The 15780-nt window shown below is 64.6% G+C and carries 15 protein-coding genes; 5 read left to right on the top strand and 10 right to left on the bottom strand.

Annotation, left to right across the window (positions count from 1 at the left end):
- Positions 1–59: 59 nt before the first annotated feature.
- The 10 genes from ACOI1H_RS11180 to coxB form a co-directional block, all read right to left on the bottom strand.
- The gene (locus ACOI1H_RS11180) at positions 60–953 is read right to left on the bottom strand and encodes an alpha/beta fold hydrolase (RefSeq protein WP_422437476.1); all 894 of its coding nucleotides are present in this window, start codon (positions 951–953) and stop codon (positions 60–62) included.
- Between the two features lie 66 nt (positions 954–1019).
- Positions 1020–1604, bottom strand: coding sequence for a GNAT family N-acetyltransferase (locus tag ACOI1H_RS11175; RefSeq protein ID WP_422437475.1), 585 nt, complete (start codon positions 1602–1604; stop codon positions 1020–1022).
- Positions 1604–2866, bottom strand: coding sequence for a M16 family metallopeptidase (locus ACOI1H_RS11170; protein WP_422437474.1), 1263 nt, complete (start codon positions 2864–2866; stop codon positions 1604–1606). Before ACOI1H_RS11170 ends, ACOI1H_RS11175 begins: the two co-directional genes overlap by 1 nt.
- Positions 2863–4248 carry a threonine synthase gene (gene thrC / locus ACOI1H_RS11165; RefSeq protein ID WP_422437472.1) on the bottom strand — a complete coding sequence of 462 codons (1386 nt, stop codon included), beginning with the start codon at positions 4246–4248 and terminating at the stop codon, positions 2863–2865. Before thrC ends, ACOI1H_RS11170 begins: the two co-directional genes overlap by 4 nt.
- 1 nt (position 4249) lies before the next feature.
- Positions 4250–4924 (bottom strand): SURF1 family protein, encoded by a 675-nt coding sequence (locus tag ACOI1H_RS11160; RefSeq protein ID WP_422437470.1) that lies wholly within the window; start codon positions 4922–4924, stop codon positions 4250–4252.
- A 126-nt stretch (positions 4925–5050) separates the two neighbouring features.
- Positions 5051–5851, bottom strand: a complete 801-nt coding sequence (locus ACOI1H_RS11155) for a cytochrome c oxidase subunit 3 (RefSeq protein WP_422437468.1) — start codon at positions 5849–5851, stop codon at positions 5051–5053.
- Positions 5852–5883: 32 nt separating this feature from the next.
- Positions 5884–6495 (bottom strand): cytochrome c oxidase assembly protein, encoded by a 612-nt coding sequence (locus ACOI1H_RS11150; protein WP_422437466.1) that lies wholly within the window; start codon positions 6493–6495, stop codon positions 5884–5886.
- Entirely contained in the window at positions 6495–6716 is a 222-nt protein-coding gene (locus tag ACOI1H_RS11145) for a hypothetical protein (protein WP_422437464.1), read from the bottom strand. The genes ACOI1H_RS11150 and ACOI1H_RS11145 overlap by 1 nt, the downstream gene beginning before the upstream one ends.
- On the bottom strand, positions 6717–7661 hold the full coding sequence (cyoE, locus tag ACOI1H_RS11140) for a heme o synthase (protein ID WP_422437463.1): 945 nt from the start codon (positions 7659–7661) through the stop codon (positions 6717–6719). It abuts the gene before it with no gap.
- An 89-nt stretch (positions 7662–7750) separates the two neighbouring features.
- A complete protein-coding gene (gene coxB, locus ACOI1H_RS11135; protein ID WP_422437461.1) occupies positions 7751–8581 on the bottom strand; it encodes a cytochrome c oxidase subunit II in 831 nt (276 codons plus the stop codon).
- Between the two features lie 206 nt (positions 8582–8787).
- Between coxB and tldD the strand changes: the two genes are divergently transcribed.
- The 5 genes from tldD to ACOI1H_RS11110 all read left to right on the top strand — a co-directional run bounded on the left by tldD (position 8788) and on the right by ACOI1H_RS11110 (position 15733).
- Positions 8788–10206, top strand: coding sequence for a metalloprotease TldD (gene tldD, locus ACOI1H_RS11130; RefSeq protein ID WP_422437459.1), 1419 nt, complete (start codon positions 8788–8790; stop codon positions 10204–10206).
- A gap of 93 nt (positions 10207–10299) precedes the next feature.
- Positions 10300–11427, top strand: coding sequence for a DNA-processing protein DprA (gene dprA, locus ACOI1H_RS11125; RefSeq protein WP_422437458.1), 1128 nt, complete (start codon positions 10300–10302; stop codon positions 11425–11427).
- A 158-nt stretch (positions 11428–11585) separates the two neighbouring features.
- Complete coding sequence (gene topA, locus ACOI1H_RS11120) at positions 11586–14285, top strand: type I DNA topoisomerase (protein WP_422437456.1); 2700 nt, start codon at positions 11586–11588, stop codon at positions 14283–14285.
- Positions 14286–14366: 81 nt separating this feature from the next.
- Positions 14367–15089 (top strand): CoA transferase subunit A, encoded by a 723-nt coding sequence (locus tag ACOI1H_RS11115; RefSeq protein ID WP_422437455.1) that lies wholly within the window; start codon positions 14367–14369, stop codon positions 15087–15089.
- On the top strand, positions 15089–15733 hold the full coding sequence (locus ACOI1H_RS11110; RefSeq protein WP_422437524.1) for a 3-oxoacid CoA-transferase subunit B: 645 nt from the start codon (positions 15089–15091) through the stop codon (positions 15731–15733). Before ACOI1H_RS11115 ends, ACOI1H_RS11110 begins: the two co-directional genes overlap by 1 nt.
- Positions 15734–15780 lie beyond the last annotated feature (47 nt).

Here is a 15780-nt window from a genome sequence, read left to right as displayed (position 1 = left end):
CCTGTCGTTCGCCCCAAGCGTAAGGCCGGCGGCGCCGGTGTCCAGCGCAAAGGGCCGCGTCAGCGCAGGCGCGGCGGGCGGCCTTCTGCGAAATCCAGCATGTCGGCAAAGACGTCTGGCCGGGTAAAGAACAGCAGATGGCCCTGCCCCGGATAGCCCAGGATCGGGACCCCTCCGATCTGTCGCGAGAAATCGGTCGTCTGCCGTGTCGAGAAGACCGGATCGTTCAGACCGATGAAGAACGCCACGGGGATGCCTGCCAGGTCGAAGTCGTCCGGCAATCGCCACCCCGGCAGCGCCAGCACATGGGCCAGCGCGATCTCTGTATCCAGTGGTGTGTTGATCTTCGCACCTTCGACGATGGCCGTGCGCAGCTCGTCCGACGGCGTCGGGTCGTCCAGCGCGTCGGGGCCGAACAGCAGGCCCGCCCAGAAGCGCGGCCAGACCTTGCGCTTGGACAATGACCGGGTCGCCGTCACGGCCCGCACCACATCGCCCGCGCCGCGCAGGATCGTGCGCGCACCGCCCCCATTTTCGACAGCCGGTGACATCGCGGCAACGCGGACCCGGTGCACGGGGTGGATCTGCGGCGCCGCCTCGAGTGCGATCAGCGCACCTGTGGAATAGCCGACCAGCACCACCTGCTTGTCGCCCAGCCCGTTGGCAAATTCGGCGACCTCCCGCGCCGCCGTGGCGGGGTCCAGACGGTGATCGACAGGCAGGCCGTCAAGGCCGGGATAGCGATAGAATGCGCGGGCATATCCTGCCTCGCGCCAGTTCTGCGATCCCTCGAACACCTGGATCGACGACAGCGCACCGGGGATGAAGATCGCGACCTTGTCCGCCGCAGCGACGGCGGCGGGGTCATAAACCAGCGGCTCTTGCCCGCCGTCGGTCCGCAACAGGGCCGGGCTGCAACCGGTCAGAAAAACAAGGATCAAAAGCCACCGCATGGCGCACAACTCCTGCCAATGGGCAGCGGCGTCAAGCGCCGGCCGATCACATCGGTGAAGGCGCGCCTATCCGACGTCCGTGCGGCCGCGCCGGTCACTGCGCAGGTTGGCGTACAGCACATGGTTGCGCCAACGCCCGTCGATCTGAAGGTAGCTTTGTGCCACGCCCTCATACTTGTAGCCGCAGTTTTCCAGCAACTTGCGCGACGGTGCGTTCTCGGGCAGGCAGCCTGCCTCGATCCGGCTCAGGTCGAGGGAGTGGAAGGCGTAATGCACCAGCGCCTTGATCGCCTCGCGCATGTAGCCCTGCCGGGCGAAAGGCTGTCCGATCCAATAGCCTGTGGTGCCGGCCTGCGCCGGGCCGCGGCGGATGTTGTCCAGCGTGATCGCGCCCAACAGGGACGCATCCTCGCGCCGGATCAGGAACAACGGCACGGCGCTGCCTTGCTGCACCGCGCGCTGCGACCAGTAGACCCGGTTCGTGAACGACTTGCGGCTGAAATGGTCAGAGGCCCAGGTCGGCTCCCAGGGTTGCAGGAAATCGCGGCTGTCCTGCCGGATCGCGCACCAGGCGCGGTAATCCGCGTGCATCGGCAGGCGCAGGGTCATACGGTCCGTTTCCAGCCGCAACCGCCGCGCCCGTCCCAGCATCAGGCAGCCAGACGCGCACGCAGCGCCGCAAGAGAGGGGGCCGCATCCGCCGGGCCATAAAGCGTCAGTGCGGCACCCGCCTGCGCCGTGCGCGCGGCAAAGTCACGCACATCACCGGTCGTGACCGCATCGATGCTTGCCACCGTCTCGGCGACAGTCGGGATGCGATCCCAGATTGCCAGCAGACGCGCCAGCCGTTCCGCCCGGTTGGACGGGCTTTCAAGACCCATCAGCAACCCTGCCTTCATCTGGGCGCGGGCGCGGGCGACCTCGGCCGCCGTCATGTCGTCAGCGGCGCGTTTCATCTCGTCCATGGTGATGTTGGCAAGCTCTTCGATCTCTTCGGCGCTGGTGCCGGCGTAGATCGTGGTCAGGCCGGTATCCTCGTAGGCACCGGCCTGCGCAAAGATGGTATAGCACAGCCCCCGCTTCTCGCGGATTTCCTGAAACAGGCGGGACGACATGCCGCCGCCCATCGCCGTGGCATAGATCTGCGCGGTGTAGATCGCGGGATCGCGGTAGTCCGGTCCCTCGAAAGCCAGTGCGAAATGCACCTGCTCCAGCGTCTTGATCTCGCGCCGCTCGCCGCCGACGAACGTCGCCGGTGCAATCAAGCCATCGCGCGGACGGGCGGGCAGATGGCCGAACAGCACTTCGGCCTGCGCCATAAGTGCGTCGTGATCGACAGCACCGGCGGCGGCAAGGATCATCTGGTTCGGCCCGTAATGCGTGCCGACGAACCCGGTCAGGTCGTCGCGGGTGAATCTCTCGACCCGCTCCTCCGGCCCCAGGATCGTGCGGCCGATGGGCTGGTCGGGGTAGGCCACCTCTTGCAGCCAGTCGAAGATGATGTCGTCGGGCGTGTCGAGCGCCTGCCCGATCTCTTGCAAGATCACGCCCCGCTCGGTCTCGATCTCGTGGTCCTCGAACAGCGGGTTCAGCAGGATGTCGGCGATCACGTCCAGCCCCAACCCGACATCCGATTCCAGGACGCGCGCGTAATAGGCGGTCGCTTCGCGGCTGGTATAGGCGTTGATATAGCCGCCCACATCCTCGATTTCCTCGGCGATCTGCAGCGACGTGCGGGTCGCGGTGCCCTTGAATGCCATGTGTTCGAGGAAATGCGCGATGCCGTTCTGGGCCTCGGCCTCGTGGCGGCCACCTGCGTTCACCCAGATGCCGACGGAAGCGCTGGCCAGCCCGGGCATGTGTTCGGTGACGATGCGAAAGCCGTTGGACAGCGTGTGGAGTTCAATGGTCAAGACGTGATCCGGTCCCTGATGATGGTCTGGATCGCCGCAAGGTCACAGGCCGCGCGGGTAATCCGTTCCGGGCGGTCATACAGGTCCGCCATGCGCGGGGGCAAGGGGGGGTGGATGCCGGTCGCCCGTTCCACCGCCGCCGGGAACTTCGCCGGATGCGCGGTCGCCAGCGTGACCATCGGGACGGCCCCAAGATGCTTTTCCCCCACGCACGCACCGACGGCCGTATGCGGACACAGCAGCTCTCCGTGTTCTTGGCGATAGCGGGCGATGGTGTCCGAGGTTTCCTGTTCCGACACGCGGCCAGACGCATAGGTGTCGCGCAGCGCGTCGATCGCCCCCTGGCTGATCGTGAACCCACCTGTCCTGAGGTCGTCCATCTGGCTGGCGACCGCCGCGCCGTCCTGTCCGTAGGCATAGAACAAGGCCCGCTCGAAGTTGGAGGACACCTGAATGTCCATCGACGGGCTGATCGTCGGCGTGACGGACCCCTTGGTATAGGCTCCGGTGTCCAGCGTGCGGTGCAGGATGTCGTTGGTGTTCGTGGCGACGATCAGCTGGTCGATCGGCAGGCCCATCTGCTTTGCGATGTAGCCCGCAAAGATGTCGCCGAAGTTGCCGGTCGGCGCGGTAAAGCTGACAGTCCGGTGCGGCGCACCCAGCGACACGGCAGCGGTGAAATAGTAGACCACCTGCGCCAACACGCGGCCCCAGTTGATCGAGTTCACGCCGGCAAGGCGCACATCCTCGCGGAAGGCGAAGTCGTTGAACATGTCCTTCACCAGCGCCTGGCAATCGTCGAAATCGCCGTCGACGGCAATGGCGTGGACGTTCGCTTCTGTCGGCGTGGTCATCTGGCGGCGTTGCACCTCGCTGACGCGGCCGTGCGGATAAAGGATGAAGACGTCGACGGCGTCCAGCCCGCGAAACGCCTCGATCGCGGCAGAGCCCGTATCGCCCGAGGTCGCACCGACGATAGTGACGCGGTTGCCGGACCGTGCAAGTGCCGCCTGAAACATCTGCCCGATCAGTTGCATGGCGAAGTCCTTGAACGCCAGCGTCGGTCCGTGGAACAGTTCCAGCAGGAAGTGGTTCGGTGCCATTTGCACCAGCGGCGCGCGGGCCGCGTGGCCGAAACCTGCGTAGGCGCGGGCGATAAGGTCACGAAACTGTTCATCGGTGAACGTGTCACCGATGAACGGGCGCATGACGGTAAAGGCCACGTCCTCGTAGCTTTGTCCCGCCATCGCGGCGATCTGTTCCGCGCTGAGCATCGGGATGCTTTCGGGCACATAAAGACCGCCGTCGCGGGCGAGGCCGGTCAGCATCGTGTCCTCGAACGACAGGACCGGGGCCTGTCCACGTGTCGAGATATAGCGCATGTCAGGCGTCCTTTCGGGTCGTGCGATGGATCAGAAGGCCCGTCATCAGGGCCCAGCCGATGGCCAGCATGAACCAGGTGATGGCGTAGCCGAGGTGGTCGTTGGGGATGCCATCGACCCCCACGGGCATCGGCTGCGTCGGTCCAGCCGGATCGATCTGGCGCGCGACGACCAGCACCGGTTCCGCATTCAGCGCGGCGGCCATGGCGGGCAGGTCGCGGGCAAACCAGATGCCGGTCGCCGCGTCCGGTTCAGGCGTCCAGTCGTCGACCTCATCCGGCCAAAGCAGGTTTCCGGTCAGCGTGACAGGTCCCACGGGCAAGGCGGCCCCCCTGTCATCGAGGCTGAGAAACCCGAGGTCGGCCACGATGTCGCCGCCATCGTCGGTGCGAAAACCGGTGATGGTCCGATAGCCAGCACCGTTCTCGGCGGTGCTGACAAGGACCGACAGCGGTTGCCCGGTGATCTGGCCCGATACGGTGACAGGCAGGTATTCGTCGGCGACCGGGTCGGCGTCGGCGGGCAACGTCACGGGCGGGGCCACGATGGTGGCGCTGATCTGATCCAGAATTGCAGACTTCCACGCCAGACGCTGCACCTGCCAGACCCCAAGTGCCACCAGCACGCCGCAGCCCACGATGCCCAGCAGCAGGGGAAAGAAGATCTTGCGCAACATGGCTTCTGGAAACCCCAAGGTCGGACCGGCCTGCCTTAGCGCGTTTGATGCGAAGGGTGAAGGTCTGCCGTCATGCAAGAGGCGACCCCACAGGGTCGCCTCTTGGTGGGACGCTGTCGTGATGGATCAGGCGCCCCAGATGTAGATCGACGCGAACAGGAACAGCCACACCACATCGACGAAGTGCCAGTACCAGGCCGCCGCCTCGAACCCGACGTGCTTTTCGGGGGTGAAGTGACCGGCGTAGACGCGGCCCAGGCAGACCAGCAGGAAGATCGTGCCGATGATGACGTGGAAGCCGTGAAAGCCCGTCGCCATGAAGAAGTTCGCGCCATAGATGTTGCCGGCAAGGCCAAAGGCCGCGTGAGAGTATTCGTAGGCCTGGAACACCGTGAACAGCGCACCCAGTGCGACCGCCAGCATCAGGCCCCACTTCATGTCCTGACGGTTGTTTTCATGCACCAGCGCGTGGTGGGCCCATGTCGCGGCAGCACCCGAGCAGAGCAGGATCAGGGTGTTGATCAGCGGCAGGTGCCAAGGATCGAACGTCTCGATCCCGACGGGCGGCCAGACGCCGTCGACGGCCGGATAGTTCGGGCCCATCGGATACATGGCATGCTTGAAGAAGGACCAGAACCAGGCGGCGAAGAACATGACTTCGGACATGATGAACATGATGAAGCCATAGCGCAGGCCGATGCGGACGACAGGGGTGTGATCGCCGACGTTGCTTTCGTGGACGACTTCGGACCACCAGGCGAACATCGTGTAAAGCACCAGCGCCAGACCGACGAGGAAGGCCCAGGGCCCGTGGTCGTGCATCCACAACGTGCCGCCGAACAGCATGATGAAGGCCCCCAGAGAACCGGCCAACGGCCAGATCGACGGTGCGAGGATGTGGAAATCGTGGTTCTTTTCGTGGGCCATGCTGTCTTTTCCCGTGCTGCTGGTCGCGGTCGTTAGTTGGTGTCTATGGCGGTGGCGGGGTCGCTTGTCAAAAGATTCGCATCCACTGCCGCCTGTTCGAAGCCCTCGGGCAGATCAATCTCGTAGAATGTATAACCAAGCGTGATCGTATGGGCATATTTCGCGTCGCGGTCGTTCACGATGGCGGGGTCCACAAAGAAGCTCACGGGCATCTGCACCGTTTCTCCCGGTTGCAGAACCTGCTCTGTAAAGCAGAAACATTCGATCTTGTCGAAGAAGGCTCCGGCCTCGTAGGGGGTCACGTTATAGGCTGCCTGCCCCGCGACGGGGCGATCCGTCGGGTTGTGCGCCTCGAAGAACGCGAGCCCGGTTTCACCGATGCGCAGCGTCATCTCGCGCTGCACAGGCTTGAACGTCCAGGGCATGTCGCGGTCGATGGACGCGTCAAAGCGCACCTTGATCGTCTGATCGAGGATGAGGTCGGATTCAGCCTCGACCACGTTTGTATAACCGGAAAAGCCGGTCACCCGGCAGAACCAGGAATAGAACGGCACCGAGGCAAAGGCGAGGCCGGCCATCACCACGACGACGCCGACGGTCTGGGCCACCGTGCGGTTCGGGCCTGTCAGTCGGGGAAACAGCATCAGTTCGTCCCCTCTGGTGCAGCGGTTTCTTGGTTTTCCGGCAGAAGCTGCGGACGCACGACGTGATCGAACGTCTCGAAGCTGCGCAGGTCGCCCAGTTGCAGCACCTTCACGACCGTCAGACCGAAGACGATGCCAATGAAGGCCAGCAGCAGCAGGCCGACGCCGACGTTGCGGCTGCGACGGCGCGCGTGGATTTCATGCTCGACCTGGATTGCCATTCAAAGGCCTCCGATGTGATTGGCGCGCAGGGCGGCCTCGATCAGGAGGGCACCGAAATGCGCGAAAAGGTAGTAGAGCGACACCTTGAAGGTCTTGATCTCGACCTTGTATTTGTCCGCTTCGGCCTGCGCTTCGTCGCGCCGCCAGATGTCGTAGCAGCCTTTCAGGAACCAGGCGTTGAACACCACGGCGACGGCCAGATAGACCGGCCCGCCGATCGAGGTGAAGCCGAGGCCCAGCGCAACGGCCACCAGCGGCACGCAATAGGCCAGCACGTGGTTGCGCGTGACGCGGCGACCATGCGTCTCCGTCAGCATCGGCACACCGGCGTCGCCATAGTCGGTCTTGACGAACAGCGCGAGCGCCCAGAAGTGCGGCGGCGTCCACATGAAGATCAGGCCGAACATCAGCACCGATTCGATGCTGACACCGCCCGTGGCCACGGCCCAGCCGATCATCGGGGGAAAGGCACCGGCAGCGCCGCCGATCACGATGTTCTGCGGCGTCGCGCGCTTCAGCCACATCGAATAGACCACAGCGTAGAAGAAGATCGTGAAGGCCAGCAGCGCCGTCGCGACCCAGTTCGTCGCCAGTCCCAGCAGCACGATGGAAAAGCCTGACAGCGCCAGCCCCAGGCCCAGTGCCTCGCCCGGCTGGACGCGACCATCGGGGATCGGGCGTTTCGCCGTGCGGCGCATGCGGGCGTCGATATCGGCGTCCCACCACATGTTCAGCGCGCCAGAGGCCCCGGCCCCCACCGCGATGCACAGGATCGCCACGAAGCCGATGAAGGGATGCACCGGCACCGGTGCCACCAACAGTCCGACCAGCGCCGTGAACACGACCAGCGACATCACGCGCGGCTTCAGCAGGGCGAAATAATCGCCCATCTGCGCCTCGTATGGCGTGTCGGGAACTGTCTCGTGCAGGCTCATGTCGGACATGTTCGGCACCTTCGGCAACTCGGAATGGATGTGCGCGACCCGACTACCTGCCGGATCGCCCAGAAATCATTGCAATGGGCGTCCTGGCGTCAGACGCCGTTCTGGGCCTGCGCCTCGACCAGCCAGGCGTCATAGACCTCCTGGCTCACGACCTTGACGGTGATCGGCATGTAGGCATGGTCCTTGCCGCACAGTTCTGAACACTGGCCAAAGTAGACGCCTTCCCGATCAGCGTTGAACCACAGTTGCGCCAGACGTCCCGGCACCGCGTCCTGCTTCACGCCGAAGGCAGGGATCGTCCAGGAGTGGATGACGTCCGCGCCGGTCACGGTCATCACGACGGTTGCACCGACCGGGATGATGACGGCCTGATCCGTCGCCAGCTTGTAAAGGTCTTCGGTGTAGCCGTAATCCGCCAGCTCTTCCGGGGCGAGCATGAAGGATTCGAACGCGACACCTTCATCCACGTATTCATAGCCCCAGTACCACTGATAGCCGGTGACCTTGATGTTGATGTCGCCTTCGGGGATTTCCTGCTGGTTGAACAGCACGGGCAGCGAGAAGGCCCCGATGAACACGAGAATCGCGATCGGCACGACGGTCCACGCGATTTCGAGCGGGCTGTTGTGGGTAAAGCCGGCGGGGGTCTTGTTTGACTTGTGGTTGTACTTGATCGCGACCCAGATCATCAGGCCGGTGACGAGCAGCGTGATCGCCGTGATGATGACAAGCAGCATGCCGTCGAGCCAATGCACGTCACGCGCGATGCTGGTCACCGCCGGCTGAAAGCCGATGCCGCCGTCATGCGGTGCGCCGATGACCGGCAGTTCCACGTCCACGTCCTGCGCACGGGCCGCAGCACCGGCAAGAATCAGACCCATCGTGGCCCAGGCAGTCTTGGCGAAATTGCTCACTCGCATGTCTTTCCCTTTTGATCCGGCGCAGGTGTCTGGACCTGCGGCGTGACGATTGCGCGGCGCCTCTGGCGAGGAGGTCGACACGGAATCCCGTTGTATCCCAGCAGCCATGTCCCATATCCTGAAGGACAACTCAAGAACCACGATTGCGGCAAAGGGACGCTTTGCGCGACCCCGTTGGTTCGGATGCCCCATCAAGGATGCGCGCCATGACCGACGATACCTTCCGCCCGTTCGACACGCATCTGGACCGGGACACGGCCCTGAGCCTGCTGCGCGACGCCACTGCCGGGGCCGACGATGGAGAATTGTTCATCGAACGCCGCCGGTCGGAAAGCCTGGTGCTGGACGATGGCCGCGTGAAGACCGCAAGTTATGATGCGTCCGAGGGGTTCGGGCTGCGGGCCGTGCGCGGCGAACGGGCGGGCTATGCCCATGCGACCAACATCGACGAACATGCCCTGCGCCGCGCTGTCGGCACCGCGCGGCTGGCCGTGGGTGACGGCGGCGGCACGCTGGCCCCTGGACCGAAGGGCACGAACGTGAAGCTTTACAGCGACGTCGACCCGGTGGCCGAAGCGACGTTTCCGGCCAAGATCGACCTTCTGCGCCAGATCGACGCCTTTTGCCGCGACCTTGACAGCCGCGTCGTGCAGGTCAGCGCATCGCTTGGCGCGTCGCTGCAGGAGGTGGCGATCCTGCGACCAGAAGGCACGCTGGTCACGGATGTCCGCCCGATGAGCCGGATCAACATCAGCGTCATCGTCGAACGCGACGGGCGGCGCGAAAGCGGCAACATGGGCGGCGGCGGGCGTGCATCGCTGATCGGTCTGATCGAGCCGGATCACTGGCAGGGCGTCGCGCGCGAGGCGTTGCGCATCGCTCTCGTGAACCTCGACGCCGAGGCGGCGCCAGCGGGCGTGATGGACGTCGTCCTCGGCCCCGGCTGGCCCGGCATCCTGCTGCACGAGGCGATCGGCCACGGGCTGGAGGGCGACTTCAACAGCAAGGGCACTTCGGCCTTTGCCGGCCTGATGGGCCAGCAGATCGCGGCAAAGGGTGTGACGGTGCTGGACGACGGCACGATCCCCGACCGGCGCGGATCGATCAGCATCGACGACGAAGGCACGCCCTCGGCCCGGAACGTGCTGATCGAGGACGGCGTGCTGGTCGGCTACATGCAGGACCGACAGAACGCCCGGCTGATGGGGGTCGAGCCGACCGGCAACGGGCGGCGCGAGTCCTATGCCCACGCACCGATGCCGCGCATGACGAACACCTACATGCTGGCGGGGGATGCTGCTCCGCAACAGCTTGTCGCCGACCTGAAGGATGGCATCTATGCGGTGGGCTTCGGTGGCGGTCAGGTCGACATCACCAACGGCAAGTTCGTGTTTTCCTGCACCGAAGCCTACCGCGTCCGGAACGGCGTCGTCGGTGCCCCGATCAAGGGCGCCACGCTGATCGGCGACGGGGCGACTGCCCTGAAGCAGATCCGCGGAATCGGCAATGACCTGGCACTCGATCCCGGCATCGGCAACTGCGGCAAGGCGGGACAATGGGTGCCGGTGGGCGTCGGCCAGCCCAGCTTGCTGATCGGAGGCCTGACGGTCGGCGGGTCTGGCTGAAGGAAATTCGGGACGTGCGCTGATGTGATTCAGCTTTCGTTAACCGTTGCAACCCTAACGTGAGGGTGCAGCAAGACGAAGGTTTGGATCAAAGTGGCACGTCTCCCGACCACGCACCACATCCCCCCCCAGGATGACCCCAGGTTCCAGCACCTTCGTCTTCTGCGATCCCGCCGGGTCGGCCCCGCGACCTACCGACGGTTGCTGGCCGAATACGGCTCTGCCGCGGCGGCCCTCGACGCGCTGCCGGGTATCGCCGCCGCCGCGGGGGTTTCGGATTACACGGTTTGTCCCGAAGGCGTCGTCGCAGCCGAACTGAAAGCCGGTCAGGCTGCCGGTGCGCGTCTGCTGATGCAGGGTGACCCCGCATGGCCGCGCGTCATCGACGATCTCTCCGACGCGCCCCCGTTGATGTGGACCCTGGGACAGGTGGACCTGCTGCAGCGGCCGATGGTCGCGATGGTCGGGGCGCGAAATGCGTCATCCCTTGGCACGCGCATGGCTAAAACGATGGCGGCGGACCTGACGGCAGCCGGCTTTGTCGTCGTGTCCGGTCTTGCGCGCGGAGTGGACGCCGCTGCGCATCTGGCGGCCCTGCCCGGCGGCACCGTGGCGGTGCAGGCGGGCGGGGTCGACGTCATCTACCCGATGGAAAATGCCGAGCTTGCACATCGGATCGCCGCCCAGGGTCTTCGCCTGTCAGAGATGGCAATGGGGATGCAGCCGCAGGCAAGGCATTTTCCCGCCCGCAACCGGATCATCGCCGGCCTGTCCCGCGCCGTCGTGGTGGTCGAGGCCGCGGCGAAGTCCGGCAGCCTGATCACTGCGCGCAACGCCCTTGATGCGCACCGCGACGTGCTGGCGGTGCCGGGCCATCCCTTCGACGCCCGTGCGGCCGGTTGCAACATGCTGATCCGGGACGGTGCCACCCTCGTCCGGTCCGCCGCCGACGTGATCGAAGCACTTGGCATCCTGCCCGCGGCACCGGAATTGCCACTGAACCTGCCTGCCGCACAACCGCGACCGCAACGCACATTGCAGGAATCGGCGGCACTTCACAACCGCATCCTCGACCGGCTCGGCGTGTCGCCTCTGGCCGAGGATCAGCTGATCCGCGACATCGGCAGCCCCGCCCTTGTCGTGACCCCGGCGCTTGTCGATCTTGAACTCGACGGCCGGATTGCCCGGTCGGCAGGTGGTCTGCTGTCAAGAGTCTGTTGACGCACGCTGTCATGGCGAAAGATTTTGTGAAATAATAACAAAGACTTGTCATGGGCCATGCGGTTTCGCACTGGCGAAAGCGGGCTCCATTGACAACTTAGGGGCAAGCCGACCATGTTGCGCGGCCATACTGATCCTTATGAAAAGCAAGGTTACTCATGCCCGTTGTCGTTGTCGAATCCCCGGCCAAGGCCAAGACGATCAACAAGTATCTGGGCAATGATTACACGGTGCTGGCGTCGTATGGCCACGTCCGCGACCTGCCCGCCAAGAACGGTTCCGTCTTGCCCGACGACGACTTTTCCATGATCTGGGAGGTCGCGAGCGACAGCAAGAAACACATCAAGGCCATCGTCGACGCACTGAAGACGGACCCGCATCTGATCCTTGCAACCGACCCCGACCGCGAGGGTGAAGCGATCTCGTGGCACCTGCAGGAAGAGCTTAGCGGCAAGCGCGGGCTGACCATCCAGTCCGCCAGCCGCGTCGTCTTCAACGCGATCACCAAAAACGCCGTGACCGAGGCGATGAAGAACCCGCGTCAAGTCGATCAACCGCTGGTCGACGCCTATCTGGCGCGGCGGGCACTTGATTACCTCGTCGGCTTCAACCTGTCGCCCGTGCTGTGGCGCAAGCTGCCGGGCGCCAAATCCGCCGGTCGCGTCCAATCCGTCTGCCTGCGCCTGATCGTCGAGCGCGAGATGGAGATCGAAGCGTTCCGCAATCAGGAATACTGGACCGTCCGCGCGATCCTGCAAAATCCGCGCGGTGCCGAATACGAGGCGCGGCTGACCGTGCTGGGCGGCCAGAAACTCGACAAGTTCGACCTGTCCAATGCCACGCAGGCCGAAATGGCCGTGCAGGCCATCACCTCCCGCGATCTGTCCGTCCAAAGCGTGGAGGCGAAGGCCGCATCGCGCAACCCCTCGCCGCCCTTCATGACCTCGACCCTGCAACAGGAGGCGAGCCGCAAGTTCGGCATGGGGGCCAAGCAGTGCATGAGCGTGGCGCAGCGCCTGTATGAAGCCGGGCACATCACCTATATGCGGACCGACGGCATCGACATGGCACCCGAGGCCGTGACCGGCGCGCGCGATGCGATCAAGGCGAAGTTCGGCGACAAATACGTCCCGAAAGAGCCGCGCCTGTACAAGAACAAGGCCAAGAACGCGCAGGAAGCGCACGAATGCATCCGTCCGACCGACATGATGGTCAGCGTGGAACAGGCGGGCATCACCGACGCCGACCAGCGCAAGTTGTATGACCTGATCTGGAAACGCACGCTGGCCAGCCAGATGGAAGCGGCCCGGATGGAACGGACCACGGTGGACGTCGGGTCGCGGGACCAGCAGGTCATGCTGCGTGCCAACGGTCAGGTCATGTTGTTCGACGGTTTCCTGCGTGTCTATGAGGAAGGCCGCGACGACGTGGAAGGCGAGGACGACAAGCGCCTGCCGCAGATCGAACAGGGCGAGGCGGCCAAGAAGCAGTCCGTCGACAGCGAACAGCACTTTACCCAGCCCCCGCCCCGCTACACCGAAGCGACGCTGGTGAAGCGGATGGAAGAGCTCGGCATTGGTCGCCCGTCGACCTATGCATCGATCGTCACGACGATTCAGGATCGCGGTTATGTCGAAAAGGACAAGAACCGCCTGATCCCGCAGGACAAGGGGCGGCTGGTCACGGCGTTCCTGTCGAACTATTTCCACCGCTACGTCGAATACGACTTCACCGCCGATCTGGAAGACCAGCTCGACAAGGTCAGCGCCGGAGATGCGGACTACAAGAAGCTGCTGGAGCGTTTCTGGCGCGACTTTTCCGCCGCCATCGCCGAGACGGCCGATTTGCGCATCGGCGAGGTGCTGGACAAGATCAACGATGTGCTGGCACCGCACCTGTTCCCCGATCCCGGCGACGGCACCGATCCCCGCATCTGTCCGAACTGCGGTCAGGGGCGGCTTTCGATGCGCACGGCGCGGTCCGGCGGCGCGTTCATCGGCTGTTCGAACTATCCCGAATGCCGCTATACCCGCCCCTTCGGCCCGCCCGACCCGGAGGCAGAGAAATCGGCCATTCCGCCCGACGGCAAGCTGCTGGGCGTCGATCAGGACGACGAGATCCGCATCTTCAAAGGCCGTTTCGGTCCCTTCGCCCAGCGCGGTGCCGCGACCGAGGACAATCCGAAACCGCCCCGCCAGTCGGTCCCCGCAGCGTGGGAGCCGGAGGAGGTCACCCTCGATCAGGCCGTTCGCCTGCTGTCCCTGCCCCGCCTGCTGGGTCCGCATCCCGAGGACGGGGTCAATGTCTGGGCCAACATCGGTCGCTACGGCCCCTATCTGAAACACGCCGAGACGACTTCGGACCGGGGTGGCACGAACGCGAACCTGGAAGGGCTGGACGACGTCTGGACCGTGGGGATGAACCATGCGGTGCAACTGCTGGCCGAAAAGGTCGCCAGCCGCGGGTCGCGCGGCAAGGCGTCCACACCGGTGCGCGAATTGGGCGACCACCCGCAGGCCGGCGGGCCGGTCAATGTCTATGACGGCAAATACGGGCCTTATGTGAAATGGGACAAGCTGAACGCGACGATCCCCGACACGGTCGCCGTCGACGATCTGACGCTGGCGCAAGCGGTCGATCTGCTGGACGACCGGGCAGCGAAGGCGGGCAAGCCCAAACCGGGGGCCAAGAAGAAGGCCGCTCCGAAAAAGGCAGCGGCCAAGAAGGCGACCAACGGGGCGGCCAAGACCGCCGCGAAAAAACCTGCCGCGACGACGCCTGCGGCGAAGAAGGCGGCACCAAAGAAGGCCGGTGCCAAGGCCAAAACGGCGGCTGACGACGGCGACGTCTTCGAATAGTCGCCGCGCTGCGGCATCAGATTGACATTGCCCCGCGTGCCTTGCAGGCTCACTGGGTAATTCATTTACCAAGGGTGCGAGATGAAGAAGGTCTATGGCTCCGCCGCCGAGGCGCTGGACGGTTTGCTGCATGACGACATGCTGATCGCCGCCGGGGGCTTTGGCCTCTGCGGCATACCGGAACTGCTGCTGTCGGCGATCCGGGATTCCGGCGTGAAGGAGCTGACGTTCGCCTCCAACAACGCCGGCGTGGACGATTTCGGCATCGGCATCCTGTTGCAGACCCGGCAGGTGAAGAAGATGATCTCCTCCTACGTCGGGGAAAACGCCGAATTCATGCGACAATATCTGGCGGGCGAGCTTGAGGTCGAGTTCAATCCGCAGGGCACGCTGGCCGAACGGATGCGTGCGGGCGGCTGCGGCATCCCCGGCTTCTACACTAAGACTGGAGTCGGCACCCAGATCGCCGAAGGCAAGGAGCACAAGGATTTCCCGACCGGCCCCGACGGCGCGTCCGAGACCTATATCATGGAACGCGGCATCGTGGCCGACCTTGCCATCGTGAAGGCGTGGAAGGCCGATCCGAGCGGCAATCTGGTGTTCCGCAAGACCGCCCGCAACTTCAACCCGCCTGCCGCGATGTGCGGCCGCATCTGCGTGGCAGAGGTCGAGGAAATCGTCCCGACCGGCAGTCTGGCCAGTGACGCGATTCACCTGCCCGGTGTCTACGTCCACCGCATCGTGCAAGGCGATCACGAAAAACGCATTGAACAACGCACGACCCGCAAGAAGGAGTCCGCATGATGGCCGGCGATCAAAAGGGCTGGGACCGCAACCAGATGGCCGCTCGCGCCGCGCAGGAATTGCAGGACGGCTGGTATGTGAACCTTGGCATCGGCATCCCGACGCTGGTCAGCAACTACATCCCCGACGGGATCGAGGTGACGTTGCAGTCCGAAAACGGGATGCTCGGCATGGGGGCCTTCCCGATCGAGGGTGAGGAGGATGCCGACCTGATCAACGCGGGCAAGCAGACGATCACCGAACTGCCGCAGACCGCGTTCTTCGATTCCGCCACGTCCTTCGGCATGATCCGGGGCGGCAAGATCGCGATGGCGATCCTGGGCGCGATGGAAGTCGCCGAAAACGGTGACCTTGCGAACTGGATGATCCCCGGCAAGCTGGTCAAGGGCATGGGCGGCGCGATGGACCTTGTCGCCGGGGTGCAGCGCGTCGTGGTCGTCATGGATCACGCCAACAAACACGGCGAATCCAAGGTGTTGAAGTCCTGCACCCTGCCGCTGACCGGTGCCGGTGTCGTCGATCGGATCATCACGAACCTTGGCGTCCTTGATGTCGTCGAAGGCGGATTGCGCATCGTGGAAACCGCTGACGGCGTGACCGAGGACGAGCTGCGCGCCGCGACAGAGGCGACGATTGTCGCCTGAGGTCCAACACGAGACCAGCGGCAGCAAGGGCCGCTGGTTCATCGATC

It is taken from the genome of Loktanella sp. DJP18, assembly GCF_049310965.1.
GTDB lineage: Bacteria > Pseudomonadota > Alphaproteobacteria > Rhodobacterales > Rhodobacteraceae > Loktanella.
The sequence above is the reverse complement of the archived record's forward strand: the minus strand, read 5'-3'. Positions and strand labels throughout refer to the sequence as shown.

What these genes read in the sequence shown, in the direction of transcription:
- ACOI1H_RS11180 (WP_422437476.1), bottom strand. Translation starts at nt 953, where the DNA reads ATGCGGTGGCTTTTGATCCTTGTTTTTCTGACCGGTTGCAGCCCGGCC.
- ACOI1H_RS11175 (WP_422437475.1), bottom strand. Translation starts at nt 1,604, where the DNA reads ATGCTGGGACGGGCGCGGCGGTTGCGGCTGGAAACGGACCGTATGACC.
- thrC (WP_422437472.1), bottom strand. Translation starts at nt 4,248, where the DNA reads ATGCGCTATATCTCGACACGTGGACAGGCCCCGGTCCTGTCGTTCGAG.
- ACOI1H_RS11160 (WP_422437470.1), bottom strand. Translation starts at nt 4,924, where the DNA reads ATGTTGCGCAAGATCTTCTTTCCCCTGCTGCTGGGCATCGTGGGCTGC.
- ACOI1H_RS11155 (WP_422437468.1), bottom strand. Translation starts at nt 5,851, where the DNA reads ATGGCCCACGAAAAGAACCACGATTTCCACATCCTCGCACCGTCGATC.
- ACOI1H_RS11150 (WP_422437466.1), bottom strand. Translation starts at nt 6,495, where the DNA reads ATGCTGTTTCCCCGACTGACAGGCCCGAACCGCACGGTGGCCCAGACC.
- ACOI1H_RS11145 (WP_422437464.1), bottom strand. Translation starts at nt 6,716, where the DNA reads ATGGCAATCCAGGTCGAGCATGAAATCCACGCGCGCCGTCGCAGCCGC.
- cyoE (WP_422437463.1), bottom strand. Translation starts at nt 7,661, where the DNA reads ATGTCCGACATGAGCCTGCACGAGACAGTTCCCGACACGCCATACGAG.
- coxB (WP_422437461.1), bottom strand. Translation starts at nt 8,581, where the DNA reads ATGCGAGTGAGCAATTTCGCCAAGACTGCCTGGGCCACGATGGGTCTG.
- tldD (WP_422437459.1), top strand. Translation starts at nt 8,788, where the DNA reads ATGACCGACGATACCTTCCGCCCGTTCGACACGCATCTGGACCGGGAC.
- topA (WP_422437456.1), top strand. Translation starts at nt 11,586, where the DNA reads ATGCCCGTTGTCGTTGTCGAATCCCCGGCCAAGGCCAAGACGATCAAC.
- ACOI1H_RS11115 (WP_422437455.1), top strand. Translation starts at nt 14,367, where the DNA reads ATGAAGAAGGTCTATGGCTCCGCCGCCGAGGCGCTGGACGGTTTGCTG.
- ACOI1H_RS11110 (WP_422437524.1), top strand. Translation starts at nt 15,089, where the DNA reads ATGGCCGGCGATCAAAAGGGCTGGGACCGCAACCAGATGGCCGCTCGC.